We start from the raw sequence: 16,148 nt of genomic DNA on the forward strand, positions 1-16,148 counted from the left end.
TATTATAATCCGAATTTTACACTAACTCCTATGTTTCTTAAACTTGGGAGCATGAAGTAATCAAATCCTTGTCCTAAATATCCAGTTGACGCCGTTAATTCAGGGTCGTATGGTGCTTTGTTATATATCATCCAAAGGTTTGTTCCTATGATGGATAAGCTTAAATTTTTGATGTTTCCGCCTAGTAGCTCTTTATTAAATGTATAGCCTATGCTTGCTTGTTGTAGTCTAACATTGGTTGCACTATATGTGTTGTAAGAGTCTAGATTGTAGACAACATCATAGAATGTTCTAGGATCAACTAGTATGTTTCCAAGCTCTACCCCATTTGCATCTCTTGCCTCTGCAGATCTTTTAGAAACGCCATATTTGTCAAGTGCTGCTTGAGTTTTGGAAATAACAATACCTCCAAGGCGAGCATTGAATAAGAGGTATAAATTAAATCCTTTGTAGTCGAATGAGTGGCTCCACCCAAGATTCCAATCAGGATTTATGCTACCAAGTTTAAATGGTTTTACTTTTTCTGTTACTAAGCCTCCTCCAGGATTGTATTCAAAGTACCCATCTTGGTCTCTTTTAATTTGCTCAAAACCATAAACATCTCCGAATGAGCCTCCTTCCTCAAGAATATATCGTCCTAATTGGATGCTCTTGATTGGAATAGTTTGCCCATTTACAGGGTTTTTAATATCTCCTCCTAAGGCTACAATCTTGTTGCGGTTTGCTGTTGCAGTAACGGTCGTGTTGTATTTCAAATCTTTGGTGATTCTTTTGTTAAATCCGAGCGTTGCTTCTATACCTTTGTTTTCAAGATTACCAGATTGGTAGTACATGAATTTATACCCAGAAGTTCCAGATAGCGATGCACTGATTAGCTGATCAAGAGTATTGGACTTGTATAATGTTACCCCCAACGAAAGAACATTGTTGAACATTTTAGCATCCATACCTACCTCCCATGAGCGGGTAGTTTGTTTTGAGTATTCGCTTAATGGATAAAACTCAAAGGCATCAATACTACCTCCATTGATTTTTCTAGTAACGGTACCTTTAGTGATTCCTGTTTTAGTTAACGGAGAAGCTACATCTGTGTAAGATGCTCTCACTTTTAAATAACCAAGGGTAGGTTTAATGCTAGCCTTTAAATTTGGAGATAATAACTCTGTTACAACAGCAGATAAACCAACTGATGGGTAGAATACCCATTCGCTATTTGTATTCACGAGCTTAGAGTTTCTATCAGTTCTTCCAGTTAAAGTCAAATATAAGGCATTGTTCCATGAGATTTCAGCAGAAGAGAAGAATGCATAGTTTCGTTCTCTGCTATTTCCTCCTGTTTCCGATGGAGCGGATTTAGATGGATCTATATTTGTGTAGGTGAATTTGTTAGGTACTAGTAATAATTGTCCTCCATATCCGCGACCTTTTGCGTCTGAATCCTCAAAAGATGTACCTACGTTCAGATTGATGTTAAAGTCAGATAAGAAGTCTTTATTATAGTTTAGGATAGCATCTGCATATCTTTGCTTTACAAAATCAGAGGAGTAAGTATATCTTCCTTTTGGTCCTGCAAAAATATTGTTGGTTGAGGCATATCGCTTATCTTCTCTTTCTCCGAATGTGTTATCAAGTCTAAAACGGGTTGATAAATTTAAATGTTTGCTAAAATCGTACTTAGCCGATGCATAGAACATAAATCTGTCTTTCACTTCAGGTCTTAAATTTCTATAAGAGATCCAATAAGGGTTATCGATTCCCATACCCATATCGCCAGGGCTCCAATACTGAGTATTGTAACCAAGTCCTGCATCGTATCTTTCAAAATATTTCTCTTGATCAAAGTTTCTACCTCTTGGGTACAAGTAAGCTCCTACAATTGGGTTGAAATATGTGCCAAAAGAGATCATGTTGTTTGAATATTCTCTTACATAGCTAGCAGATGCATCTAAGGTGAGTTTCTCGTCAAATAATTTTGCCGTATTTCTTAAAGTAGCATTGTATCTATGGTATTTATTGTTAGGCACAATTCCATCGGCATTCACAGCAGAGGCTGAAAAAAAAGTCTGGTTAATTTTATTCCCAGTAGATAAATTAAATGAATTGTTGAAAGTAAAACCAGTCTGGAAGAAATCTTTTGGATCATAATCGCTTGGTTTGTCTAGCTTTTTACCCCAAGACCAATATGAACCGTTTTCGCTTCCATATGCGTTTTGAAATTCTGGCATTACAAACGGAGATGAAGTTTCTACCGATGTAGATATGTTGATAGAAGTTTTTCCTTCAGAGCCACGCTTTGTATTAATTAAGATGACACCATTTGCTGCATTAGCTCCGTAAAGTGCAGCAGCCGCAGGCCCACTCAATACGTTTACGCTTTCTATATCCTCTGGATTGATGCTTGAAATCCCTTCTCCAGACGCGCTACCACCAAATCCAGTTCCATCGCCTCCACGATTAGCAGAGTTTATCATTGGAATACCATCAATTACATAAAGTACATTGTTGTTGCCTTCAATAGACTTGGCTCCACGCATCACAACCTTAGTAGCTCCACCAACACCGGATGCACTTCTATTGATCTGTACCCCAGCAACTTTACCATTCAAGCTATTTACAAAGTTTGCATCCTTTACACGAGTAAGCTCCTCTTGATCCAACTTTTGAATGGTATAACTCAACGCTTTTTCTTCTCTTTTGATACCCAAGGCCGTCACCACCAAATCATCAAGTGCAACATTGTTACCTATACCATAAATACCTTTTCCAAAAAGGTTGCTCACATACATCTCTCCATTAGTGAAATCGACATTTACTGGTAAATTTGCAGAAAGGTAATCCCCAATATCTGCAAGGCTTTCGTCTTTGAAATCAACCGGACTAATGTTGATGTCTTTTAAATCCTCTTTGTTAAAATGAATTTTAACATTTGTTCTGCTCTGTAGAGAGCTCAAGAAATCAGCCAAAGGAACCTCTTGGGTAACTTCGTAACTGATTTTTCCTCCATTAACCTGTGCGTAGGTTTGCATTTGTCCAAGTGCAAAACACAGGCATGCGCTCATTAGAATTTTTTTCATGTTACATTTCTTTTGTGTAAAAACAAAACTATGAAAAATTAAATTTTTTATAACCTTTTTTTTATTGATTTTAGTCATCAAAAAAGCCGTTCGTGAGAACGGCTTTTTTGTAGGGTATGGTTGGTGAAATTATTCTTCACTTGGTATTTTGAATACTTCCACCTCGTTAATGTTAATGAAATTACTACTTCCCCCTCTAGTGAAGTTAGATATTCTGACAGCATTAATGTCAATTGGTTGAGTGAATACAATAGTAGACACTGTTGAATATTGCCCAAAGTTAGCAATTCCCTGTTCTTTCCAAGTATTGCCATTATCATTAGAAACTTCAATTTTTACACTGCCTACAGCATTTTGCCAATAGCTTTTAGTGTATAATTTTATAGCTTTTATTGTATTAATAGGGAATTTTACATCAAGATATGTTGTGTTATCATCAGTGTCTGCCCACCAATTAGCCCCTTGTTGGTTTCCATCATTTAATTTAAAAAGATGATCGGGGGCGTAATTTGAATTAAACGATAAATCTGTTCTAGGTATATTATTGCCTAAACCATCAAAATAATATCCTTTTTTTCCTTCAACATTGTTACCTTCTGGGATTGGATACGATTTTTTGAATACTAGCTTAAAAACGCCACTTTCATATCCCTTTAAAATGTTTAAATTATCATTTTTAGAAACCAATTTTAGCGGGAGATAGTAGGTGCCTCCTAGCTCTTTCGCCACCTCTGCATTAAGCTGAATTTTGAAAGTTCCATTTCTTTCATCTTTGTTGAGTGTTTGTCCAGAGATTGTAAAAGCTCCGTTTGGAATGGCTTGTAAGTCCGGATTGCTACTAATCCAATCTTGGTCTAATTCAAGCTGATACTCAAAATTTTCAGACATTTTTCTATTTGTAAAGACTTCACCACTGATGACATTATTGGTGGCTAAATTGTCTTTATCTACCGGAATTGTTACTACATCTTTTTTAAAGAATACAAAATCATCTAATAAATTTATTAGCGGAGTGTCTCTTTTTTTTTCGGTGGGCGGAGCTGGAGTAAAAGAATCATCAAATTTAATTACTTCAATCTCATCGCTATCATAGCAATTGGTGAGTAGCAAACCACCTAATGCTAGAAGTGTATATTTAAATATATTTTTCATGATATTTTTAATTTTATTTTATGGTATAGTAACTTCTGTTTCAAAGTTAATTGAGCTAGCAGAAGCACCACTGTCAAAACTTATGACATAGCTGTCTTCTTTTCCTTTGGCGACATTTGAATAACCAACTTCTTTGTTCAGAGGTAGGTAGACTTCAAGGCCATCGGCTGCTGGATCGGCAAAATACATGGTGCTGTTGATTTCCTCAGGAGTAAGGGGTTTGCTCCAGAAACGAATTTCTCTAGCGTAACCATTGAATGATCCGTTTCCTAGGTGCATTCCCGTCCAATCTGGAACAGCACCCCATGCACTCTTGTAGGCTAATTCTCCGTTGACATAAAAACTTAAGTTTCCTCCTTGATAAACAAGTGAAATGTTATACCATTTACCAGCTTCAAAGGTAAAGTCTTCAAATCCTGGCTGGTTGAATTTAAGTTTACCTCCTGATGGTGTGAATTGTGTTACTTGCCCTCCATAAAGGGTTGCATAATAAGTGGAATGTCCTCTTTTTTCGTTTTCTTGGTTATTTGGATACATTAAACCAAAGTTGTTGTTAACTCTTTCTGGCATGAAAGTGTACTGTGCTGTCCATTCATCAAATAATCGAACTTTGTCGTCTTTTGATTGTAGGGTAATTCTACCTACCATACGCATTACACTAGTTGTGAATCGTCGGTTGAGGAAGATAATAGCCTCGGTGTTTTTTCCAGTATTCACGATATTTTTCCCTTTGATGTTACTCATTCTTACAGGGATTGCGTAGCTTGTAGATACGGGAAGTTTATTTCCAGATTCGTCTATCATTCTACCTACAGTAACTTCGATATTGGCGCCATATTCTCCTTCAGCGAGGTCAATATGCAGTTTTTTTCCTTTCTGGTTTTTATTCCCTGTATTAATTAGGTTAAATACATTGTTAGGCAAAACCTGATAATTAGCATTTTTCTCGCGATTGTATGCTTCTAAAAGCTCTGGAGCTACTTCTATGTCAAATGATGCAGACCCATTGCTTATGTCTGAAATTCTCGGCGTGATTAAAGTTTTACCTCCTTCATCATCAACAGTAAATCTAAGTTTACCTCCATTTAGAAGCTGCTCTATATACCCAACTGATGTGTTTGGGTCTTGAACTTTTGGCACGCTATCTTCGTAGCTACATCCAAATAATGCCCAACTAGCACCTGTTGCTAATAATATATGTTTAATTTTTTTCATTTTCTTATGGTAAAAAGTTATTATACAATTCTCTTGGGTTTAAAATACGGATTACTTGTCTTGTATTTCTATAGTTAGGGTCTAGTTCTATGTGGTAAGCACCAAAACCACCTAATCCTTGTCTTAGGATTCCATTAGCTTTTTGTGCAGCACAATTTTTTCCACAGATTCCACCATCATTTGCATTTTTTTCAAATTCTGAGCAGATGATGTGTTTGTTTTTATCCCAGCCTTTAATTCTTTTTCCAGCGTTTAAATATGAGCTTCTAGCTTCGGCATGTCCATAGTTTTGCTCTAAGAAATAGTCAAAATATATACCCATTTCTGGAAACCTATCAGACATGTCGATAAGTTCTCCGTCAAAGAAAAATAGGGTTCCTGTATTTCTAGGATTGTATTCAGTTGTTTGTTGAGGTCCGAAATTTTTACCCATTTCTTTAATAAAAGCTCTAATAGGAGCTGCACTATTTTCAGAAGTGTCGCTATATTTTCTGGTTGGGCAATTTTCATAAAGGTTGTGGCACCCTCCGCCATGGTTTCCAACGTTTGGTTCCCAGTCGATGTCATATCCGTTAAAATTATGTTTTTTGATGAATTCTGTAAGCTCTTGTGCATAAGCAACCGCCTTTTGAACACTAGTTTTTCCCTCATGTCTTTCATTGAATTTTTCAACTCCTCCAGGAAGCCCTAATCCAGAGGTTCCTGTTTGCCAACATAGTAGAACTTTTAAACCTTTAACCTCTTGTGCGTATTTTAAATCAGCATAGCGTGGATCTTTTTCATCAAATGCACTTGTCCCTCCCCAGATAGATACAACATCTACGCTATCTGGAAGATGAGTTAGCCAAGTTTGGTTTAAACCTTCAGTGGCGCTCCAGCCTCCAAACCATCCATAAACGATTTTGTGCTTAGATTTTTTGTAAGCTCTCAGGTTTTCGTAATAAGCATCATACATCTTAGCTACTTTTTTATTCCATTCTTCAACGCTAAGATCTGCTTCTTTTTGGAGATTTCTTTCTTCTGCCCATTTTTTAATGTCTCTCTCTCTGAGTTGATTCATTACAACGGGAACTTCTATGTCTACTTTTTCTGTTTCTGTCCATTCGCTACAGCTAGTGAAGAAAAGTGGAGCACAGAAAAGTAATAATAATATTTTAGTGTAATTTTTCATGTGAATTATTTTTTAATTTAATTTAGGATTAGCGTCCCACCATAGGCGAGTTGCTGAATTGTCTGCACCTTTAAGTAAGCTTGTGGCTTTAGTTACGTTTTGAGTATTTTGATCTAACTCACTTTGAGGGAATGGGAAGCGTCTTATACCATTTTTGTACCCATTGCTTGTGATAACACCAGCATTAGTTTTGTTTAAATAGGCTGTAATTTGTTTTGGATAACCTGTTCTTCTCCATTCGCTCCATGCTTCTTGCCCGTCTGGGTAGATTGCAATGTATTTTTGTGTGATGATTTGTTCTAAATGTTCTTCATTACTAGTAACATCATCCCATTTTTTGCTGACATTGCTCGGAGCCTTGGCATCGTATGTTGGGTTTTTAGGATCTGTATAATTTCCGGATGTCCCGCTAGTTGCTAGATAATTTCCAATATTAAGATTGTTTTCAGCAAAGGACATTTTTACACCTTCTTCATAGAGGTCTTTGGCATTGCCGACTACATTGTACCCTTCTAAAGCTGCTTCAGCTTTTAAGAATAATACCTCTGATGCTTTAAACCAATAAGTAGGGGTGTCATCTTCAATATTCGGAACTGAGTAGGTGGTGTAGAAGTTGATGTTGTCTTGTTGTGGAACACCAGTTCTTACAGCTAAAAATTGTTTTGACCCTCCTGCATTCACACTACCTTGTTTGAAATAAGCATTTAAACGAGGATCATTAAATCCAGTTAAATATGAATAAATGGTAGCCCCCATTCTACAGTCGTTATAGGCATCCCACAATAGATGAATTGAGTTGAGGTAATTGAATAAGTTACCTGTCTTAAGCATTGCTATATCGTCAAGCGTGGTGATAACTCCTCCTGGGTTTGATAAAGCTTTTGCTACATATTTTTCTGATAAACCTCTATCTACATATTTTACACGCATTGCCAAACGAAGCATTAGGGAATTTCCTAGTTTCATCCATTTTTTTACATCACCATGATATACGCCGTCAAATTCTTCTAAGATTTTATCATTGATTTGTGAGTAGTTAGAAAGTGTTTGTACAGCTTCGTCTAGTTCTTCAAAAAATGATTTATAAATTGCTTCTTGAGAATCATAAGGGACATACATGTTTCCAGAGCTGATTTCGGTATAAGGTAGTGGGCCAAACATATCCGTTGTTTTATGCAAAGCTTGAATCTTGATGATTTGCGCAACGGCGAAGTTTGCTTGGTTTAGTAAATCTTTTTTCTTGAATACAGGTTTACCATCTACCATTTCTTTATCATGCGTTTGTTGCTTGATCTGGATCCATGGGTTCATGATGTTTGTAAACATAGTTTGGTAAGTATAATTCACCCAACCTGTAATCATGTAGTAGGTGGTGAAGTTGTTACCATTATTGAACTTGTTTGCCATGGGAGACATGTAGCCAGACCAGTTATCTGATGCAAGGTTGAATGCAACTTGATATTCGTTTGGTCTATCAGTGTTTTCACCATTACTACGAGTAGGAACTACCCTTTTTTGAAAGTCTGTAAAATAACCACCTGCAGCAACACCATCAAGGTTTTTTTGAGCAGCTGTAGGATTTAGTGGATTTGTGTTTATTTCCTGGAAATCGTTTAAACAGCTTTGTGCGATAAGTGCAGCACTTGCTATCAAGAATTTACCGGAATTTTTAATATTTAAATTCATAATAATTTTTTAAGGTTTAAAAATCAATTTTCACATTAAATCCAAAACTTCTTAAGCTTGGAGTCATAAAGAATTCAGTGCCAGGATAGTTTCCTGTAGATGCTACTAATTGAGGGTCGAATGGTGCCTTGTTATAAATCATCCATAAGTTTCTTCCAACTAATGATAGAGTGATTTTATTTACAGCATTATTCAATAATTTTTTACCATTAATAGTATATCCAATGCTTGCTTCTTGTAATCTAACATTGGTTGCATCGTATGTATAGTATGCCATTAATTCTTCGCCACCGATGGTTTTGTAGAATTTCTCGGCATCATATACAGTTCCTTTGAAGTTTACTCCTCCGTTGTCACGAGCATCAGCTGTTACTTTTGAAACACCAAATGCATCTAGCTGAGCTTGTGTGCTTGAGTTTACAATGCCTCCAAAGTTACCATTGATTACAAATCCTAAATTGAAGTTCTTGTATGAAAACTGGTTGTTCCATCCCATAGAGAAGTCTGGAGTAGTATGTCCGATTTTGATTAATTGGCTACGATCAATTTCATATAATCCAGATTTACCTTCAATTAATTTTCCATTTTCATCACGGCTAAGGATTCCTCTCACATATACATCGCTGATTTGATCTCCTTCTCGGATAAATTTATTCCCTTGCTCTTTAAGGTAAAGCTCATCTAGGTTAAATAATTTACCATCTACTGGATTTTTGTAATTTCTTACCAATTCCTTGATAAGGTTGACATTTCGAGTATAAGTCAAATTAGTATTCCAGTTGAATTCTCCAAAGTTTTGATCTAGCCCAACAGCTAATTCTACACCCTCGTTTTGTACATCTCCAGCCTGAACATAGAATCCACTATATCCTGAGGATGCAGGAAGATTACTAATGAATGTTTGGTTGTAGGTGTTTGAATGGTAGAGTGTTAAGTCTAAATTAAATTTGTTTTTGAACATTTTTAAATTCAAACCAGCCTCGTATGATTTAGTTCTCTCAGCCTTAAAGTTAGGGAATGGATAAGTTGATATAGGAGTGAGTCCTGCAGCTGGTGATAGTGGATAGGTAATGGTTCCAGGTGTGACCCCCAACTGAGTGATAGGAGAACCTACTTCTGTATAAGAACCCCTCACTTTTAAGAACGAAATAAATGTTGGTAACTTAGCCATTTTAGAAACAACACCAGATAAACCAACGCTAGGATAGAAGATTGATGGATTTTCTGAATTTACTAATTGAGAAGCCCAGTCATTTCTACCAGTTAAGGTTAAATATAGCATGCTCTTATAGCCTAATTCTGCACTACCAAATACTGCAATGTTGCGAGTATGTCTTGATTTTTGCCCTCCAGTTCCACTTAAATTTGGATCAAAGTTGTTGGCAGAGAATAAGTTTGGAATATATCTTAAAGGTCCACCAATTCCAATCTCAGGTTTTTGTCTATCATCGTAGCTAGTACCTATATTTGCTACTAAATTGAAATCACCAAATGTTTTATTGATGTTTGCCATAAAATCGGCATAAGTTTGATAATTTTCAATTTTCCCATTGCTATAGAACCCTTTAATTGAATTGGTAAATAAACGATCTGTAGAGGCAGAGAATTTATTTTCTACATCGGTATAAGTGTTATCTACACGGACACGCCCTACGATATTTAACCAATCGGTAATATCATATTTTAAGCTAGAATATAGCATATATCTATGTTTCTTGCTTTGGAACATCTCACGATTTACAATCCAATAAGGGTTTTCTGTAGTGAATCCATTTTGTTTTACGATATAAGGCCAGTAAACCTCGTAAATTCCGCGAGTTGGATTATATCTTTCCCATGCTCTAACATCTTCAAAGCTTTCTCCTCTTGGGAATAAGTAAAGAGATGTTAGTGGGTTAAAATATCCGCCTTCTGAAATCATGTTTTGGTCTCCTTGCAAAATGTAGTTTGCACTTAAATCTAAATGCAATTTATCATTTAAGAATTTAGCAGTGTTTCTAGCGCCAAAATTGTATCGATAGTATCCGTTTGTAGGCAAAATACCATCGGCATTGGTAGAAGCAAATGAAACATAAGTTTGATTTTTCTCTGTACCTAAAGATAAATTGGCAGCATAAGTTCTATTCACTCCAGTGCTAAAGAAATCTTTAGGATTAAAGCTAGATGGCGTACTGAGTTTGTCTCCCCAACTTCTGAACGATCCTTCTCTGTTTCCATAAGTGTTCTGGAACTTAGGCATGATGTAAGGTGTAGAAAATTCTAGGTTGGAAGAAACACTTAAATTAAGTTTTCCTTCTTTACCTTTTTTAGTTGTAATTAAAATCACACCATTTGCTGCAGATGCACCATATAGTGCCGCAGCAGAAGGCCCTGTTAATACAGAGATGCTTTCAATATCCTCTGGGTTGAAATCCGAAATTCCTTCACCTCCACCAGGTTTTCCATATCTACCTCCAGCTGAGCGAGAGTCGTTGGTAAGTGGCATACCATCCACTACATATAGTACATTGTTGTCTCCTACAAGAGATTTAGCACCACGCATTACAACCTTAGTCGCTCCACCTACACCTGCAGCACTTCTTTGGATCTGAACTCCAGCAACCTTACCATTTAAGGTATTTACAAAGTTTGCATCTTTTACACGAGTGAGCTCTTCGTTATTTACTTTTTGCACATTATAACTCAACGCTTTTTCCTCTCTTTTGATACCCAAGGCCGTCACCACCAAATCATCAAGTGCAACATTGTTACCTATACCGTAAATACCTTTTCCAAAAAGGTTGCTCACATACATCTCGCCATTATTGAAATCGACATTTACTGGTAAATTTGCAGAAAGGTAATCCCCAATATCTGCAAGGCTTTCGTCTTTGAAATCAACCGGACTAATGTTGATGTCTTTTAAATCCTCTTTGTTAAAATGAATTTTAACATTTGTTCTGCTCTGTAGAGAGCTCAAGAAATCAGCCAAAGGAACCTCTTGGGTAACTTCGTAACTGATTTTTCCTTCATTAACCTGTGCGTAGGTTTGCATTTGTCCAAGTGCAAAACACAGGCATGCGCTCATTAGAATTTTTTTCATGTTACATTATTTATTCTTTTGTTATATAGAATTTTCCTAGCTAAATTACATTTGTTTAGGCTATCTGCCAAATGTACAATGTGTGATTTCAGTCATGTGTGATTTTCTGGCAGAAAGCGAAATTTATATGCTTTTTCTGTTTTGAAATTTGTTTTTTGTATAGTTAAACTGTTTTTGTGATTTTTTAAAGGAAATTTTTTTATTTTCACAAATATGTGTAAGATTTAAAACAACCTTAATACAGTATGTTTTTTGTTGTAATTTAGAATGATTCTATGTAGTTTGGGTGAGTGGAAAGAGATGCTATGTAAAAATGATAATATTTAATTTATTGATATCTTTGCATGAAAATTTTAAATATAAATAGATGAGAGTTAGAGGGATAAGTTTTTTGTTGACTTTGTTTTGTAATCTTTTGATTTTATTTGGGCAGGAATGTGTTTCCTTAAATGTGAGTGATAACAAGGGAGTTTTGAAGAACGAGCAATTAGTGATAGATGATTGTAATAATAAATGTACAGAACTTAAAGCCGAATATACTCAGACTTATAGAACAGACAAGTATAAGGTTAAAAGCATTGACTATAAAAACGTTGAGATTTCTGAGGCTGATACTAAAGTTGAGGTTCTAGGAGATCGATATTCTGCAGTGATAAAATTGCCATTTAAATTTGATTTTTTTGGAGAGACAAAAGACAACGTTGTTGTTGGAGAGAATGGCGTGATTTCTTTTGAGCCTAAATGGGCAGGGCAATACTGCCCTCAGTTCCCTGAGGAGGAGATAAATGCAAAGGATAAAGGTTCTCTTTTAACCTACACAATTTTTGGATCTATGCAAGACTTGTCGTTTCCTGAGGGGAATTCAAAGTCAGGGGTATATTACAGAACCGAGGGAGTGAAGCCGTGTCGAAAATTTATAGTGACTTTTTACGAGGCTAAGCAGTTTGGGTGTGAGCAAACATCTACATTTCAAATAATATTAGAAGAATTGTCTAACAAGGCATATGTGTATGTGAAGAGTAAACCTCAACAATGCGGAGAAAAAGGAGAGAAAACAGTTATCGGAATTAGAGGGGGTGGTAGAACCGAGGGAATAGCACCAAATTCAAGAGATACAGGCGTTTGGAGTGCATCAAATGAAGGTTGGGAATTTTATCCCGTGGGGAAAGAGTTGTCAAAAGTAACTTGGGAAGTGGGGAAAGAAAGCAGCGAAGGCAAAACTTTGAGGCTTTGTAAAGACAATGCTTTGCCAAAGAACTTTATAGTAAGAGTTAATTATCCAGTAGGAGGAAAGGATTACTATGAGAAACAAAAAACAATTAATATTTCCATTGATCAAAAAATTCCAATTTTAAAAGAGAAAAATCTTACTAAAACTTTTTGTTTTAATGAAACTAAGGCAGATCTATTGAACATAGCTCAGGATTTTATTCATGGAGATGTTAATAGTTTTAATATCACATTTAGTGAAAAAGCTGGTGACAAATCTGGTGACAAATCTGGTGATAAAGCTGGTGATAAAGCTGGTGACAAATCTGGTGATAAATCTCCTATTAATGATCCTCGGAATTATAATCTCCTGGGAGATAAGGGAATAGAGGTGAAATTTGCTAATAAAATAGATCCTGAGTGTTTTCAAACAGCTGATTTGAATATAAAGCAAGCTAGAATGGAAATTGCGTCTACGCAAATTATTTTAGCTAATACGAGTAACGGATCTAAAGATAATTTTGAATTATCTCATATGAAAAATCTTGTATTCAAGCAGATTGATTCAGGAATTGAAGTCAAATATTTTAACTCAAAAGAAGAGGCTGAAGCTAATCAAAATCCCCTGAGAAATATTGAAATGAAAGAAGGGGAGAATAAAACTATTTGGGTGAAACTTAGTCAAAAAGATGTATGCGAAAACATGCCTCCTATTGCTTTAAAGTTAAGTATGAAGCCGTCGTTAAAAGTTCATGATATAGACAATGCACTGCAACTTCCATTGATGTGCGATAATGGAAACGATGGGCGTGAAAATTATAATCTTTTAGGATTTATGCAGCGTAATGCTCTAGCAGTGAAAAATAACTCATCAGATAAAATTGTAGGAGTATTCTCTTCTATTGAAAATGCTAAATATGGCATCAATGCTCTAAGTGAAATTAATAAGAAAATCATAGATTCAAATAGAGGATATCTTTATGTAAAAGTAGAATCTGCTAGTGGTAAAGTGGGGATTGCCAAAGTTAAAGTGCGAGTAAACTTTAGTCAAGTTGAGATTGAGCAAAATTATATCAGAAATGTAAAATTTCATGACTCAGATTTTGGAAAAACATATGATTTAAATCTAAATGAAATTAAAAACGAACTTATTCGAAATTCGCAATACAACGAAAATGATTTAGAGGTTAAATTTTACAATAATAAAAATAATGCAAATAGCGGAAACGATGAAACTCTACCTACTCAACTTATTCAAAAAATTCCTTACGAAAAAGAGAAAAACTTCTTCAGTAAAACTTTTTATGTGAGATTTCAGCTGAATGGCCAAGATTGCTATACGGTAACCACTGTACGAGTGAATTTCTACAACCCAAGAGTGGAGAAAAATGAAATTTATGCGTGCGCATCGCAATCAGACCAGGAATTGGTGACTTTTGCAGATTACACTAGCGAGATTATGGGCGGAGAAAATAAGGCTAAACAATATGAAATTAGCTATATTTTCGGTGGAAAAGAAATCACTCAAAAAACTTTGAGTACAAATCAGACAGAAACGATTCAGGTGAAAGTGACTAAGGTTGTAAATGGCGAAAAATTAAGCAACATTTATCCTGTGAAATTCACTTTGTCACGACCACCGCAAGTGAAAGATGTGACTAATATTACGATAGACGAAAAGCAATGTTTCAATACATTTTATGACGAAGATGGAAATGCTGTAATAGGAGCAGAAATTGAATTTAATGAAGAATTTAAGAAGAATATCATAAGCGATGTTTCCAAATATGAGTTTAAGTTCTACCATAATAAGAATACAAATGGAGAATTATCTGAACCTATTCCTGATGGAGGTTTTTTTACGGAAAATAAGAGTTCTATTATCTATGTGAAAGTGATAGATAAAATCACTAGATGTTATTCTATATCACAATTGAAGATAGGAGTGAATTTTTATGATAAAGTAGTTTTGCAAAAGAGCAAAGGCATCAAAATTGAATCTTGCGAACCAGACGGAAGTGGTGGGATTTTTAATTATGGAGATATTAAAGGAGAAGTGTTTAATGAGAAGGCTCATCCTGAATGGAAGGTAAGTTATTTTTTGTCAAGAAATGAGGCAATTAAAAATATATTTCCTGAAAAAAATACAGTAGGAGTTAAATTCCAAGATCCGATTAAAACAGTATATGTGCGAGTAGAAAATCAATATGGATGTTTTGCTATAGCAGAGGCGGATTTATATTCATTTTATCCACCAAGATTAGAGAAGGATAAAGTGTACAAAATTTGTGATGATAATTTAGATAATAAGGTGACATTGAATATTAAAGATCTGAGGGAATTGATTTTTGCGGATAAAGATGATGAGGGGATTCTATTTCATTTTTATCCATCTGAGAAAGACTTAAATAATAAAACTAATGAAATCTTAGCTGAAAATGAATTTTCAGTGGGAGCCTTGTCTGATAAAAAAATATATGTTCTTTCTCAGCGAAAGGGATTGCCTTGTTATTCTACAGAAACTATTTCTATAGATTTAAAAGAATTTACAGAATTAGATCCAGAGTCCATCTCAAGCTGCGAAATTAAAAAACAAGGTTTTGCGATTTTTGATTTAACAAAAATAGTGAAAACAGATAGTATATATAAATTCTATCGTAGTATGAAAGACTTGCAAAATGATGTAGATGAGATAACCAATGTTTCTGCATTTGAGTCTCCAAATGCGGAGATTTATGCCAAAGTTCGTGTAGGTGATAATTGTCCTACATTGCGGAAAGTTAAATTAACGGTTAATGAAGTTTCAAGATTTAATTTCGATGAAGAAATTACATTTTGCAAGGGTGGGAAATCTTCAGAGATTAAACCGAATATTACAAAAGAAATAGAGGGGGCAACTTATGAGTGGTATGGTCCAAACGGAAAAGTTTTTTCAACAGACAAGAGCATTAGCGGTATAAATAAAATAGGAAATTATTCCTTGAAAATAAAAAATCCAAACCCAAATCCAAATCCAAAAGGATGCTTTACCGAAGTTCCTTTTGAAATCAAATACTCGCCAGAGCCAGTTATTAAGCATCTATTGGTAGAAGACAATACAATTACAGTTCAAGTAGAACCTAGCAAGTATGAAGTAGAATACGCGATAGACAATACCGAAAACTGGCAGGCAGAAAATGTTTTTAAAGACAATTTAAAAGGTAAGCACACCATTTATGCTCGTTATAAAAAATATGGTTGCGAGGTCGCGAAAAAAACATTAGTATTAGACATCTATAACTTTATATCGCCCAACGGAGATGGCAAAAATGACACATGGTATATTGATGATTTAAGCGTGTTTGATGGGCAAGAAGCACACCTTAGAATATATGATCGCTACGGCAATCTTATGTTTGAAGACAAGAGCAAGACCAAATTTAAATGGAATGGCAAAAAGAACGGGCAAAAGCTTCCATCTACAGATTATTATTATATCTTAGATTTACCAGATGGTAGAACTTACAAAGGAAATATCACAGTGAAAAATTACTAAAATTTATACCTTAGCGAGAAAAAA

7 protein-coding genes are annotated in these 16,148 nt (G+C 35.3%); 1 reads left to right on the forward strand and 6 read right to left on the reverse strand.

The genetic code is table 11. The annotated features are described in order from the left end of the window. Nucleotides 1-2: 2 nt before the first annotated feature. From ORNRH_RS08950 to ORNRH_RS08975, 6 genes are all read right to left on the reverse strand, one after another. On the reverse strand, nt 3-3,074 hold the full coding sequence (locus tag ORNRH_RS08950; RefSeq protein ID WP_014791529.1) for a SusC/RagA family TonB-linked outer membrane protein: 3,072 nt from the start codon (nt 3,072-3,074) through the stop codon (nt 3-5). Between the two features lie 129 nt (nt 3,075-3,203). Next, the gene (locus tag ORNRH_RS08955; protein WP_014791530.1) at nt 3,204-4,226 is read right to left on the reverse strand and encodes a BT_3987 domain-containing protein; all 1,023 of its coding nucleotides are present in this window, start codon (nt 4,224-4,226) and stop codon (nt 3,204-3,206) included. An 18-nt stretch (nt 4,227-4,244) separates the two neighbouring features. Beyond that, on the reverse strand, nt 4,245-5,441 hold the full coding sequence (locus tag ORNRH_RS08960) for a BT_3987 domain-containing protein (protein WP_014791531.1): 1,197 nt from the start codon (nt 5,439-5,441) through the stop codon (nt 4,245-4,247). A 4-nt stretch (nt 5,442-5,445) separates the two neighbouring features. Beyond that, nucleotides 5,446-6,612, reverse strand: a complete 1,167-nt coding sequence (locus tag ORNRH_RS08965) for a glycoside hydrolase family 18 (RefSeq protein WP_014791532.1) — start codon at nt 6,610-6,612, stop codon at nt 5,446-5,448. A gap of 12 nt (nt 6,613-6,624) precedes the next feature. Next, nucleotides 6,625-8,298, reverse strand: a complete 1,674-nt coding sequence (locus tag ORNRH_RS08970; protein WP_014791533.1) for a RagB/SusD family nutrient uptake outer membrane protein — start codon at nt 8,296-8,298, stop codon at nt 6,625-6,627. Nucleotides 8,299-8,314: 16 nt separating this feature from the next. After that, the gene (locus ORNRH_RS08975; RefSeq protein ID WP_014791534.1) at nt 8,315-11,380 is read right to left on the reverse strand and encodes a SusC/RagA family TonB-linked outer membrane protein; all 3,066 of its coding nucleotides are present in this window, start codon (nt 11,378-11,380) and stop codon (nt 8,315-8,317) included. Between the two features lie 451 nt (nt 11,381-11,831). Between ORNRH_RS08975 and ORNRH_RS08980 the strand changes: the two genes are divergently transcribed. Beyond that, on the forward strand, nt 11,832-16,124 hold the full coding sequence (locus tag ORNRH_RS08980) for a T9SS type B sorting domain-containing protein (protein ID WP_169313189.1): 4,293 nt from the start codon (nt 11,832-11,834) through the stop codon (nt 16,122-16,124). Nucleotides 16,125-16,148: the final 24 nt, after the last annotated feature.

Source organism: Ornithobacterium rhinotracheale DSM 15997 (assembly GCF_000265465.1).
GTDB lineage: Bacteria > Bacteroidota > Bacteroidia > Flavobacteriales > Weeksellaceae > Ornithobacterium > Ornithobacterium rhinotracheale.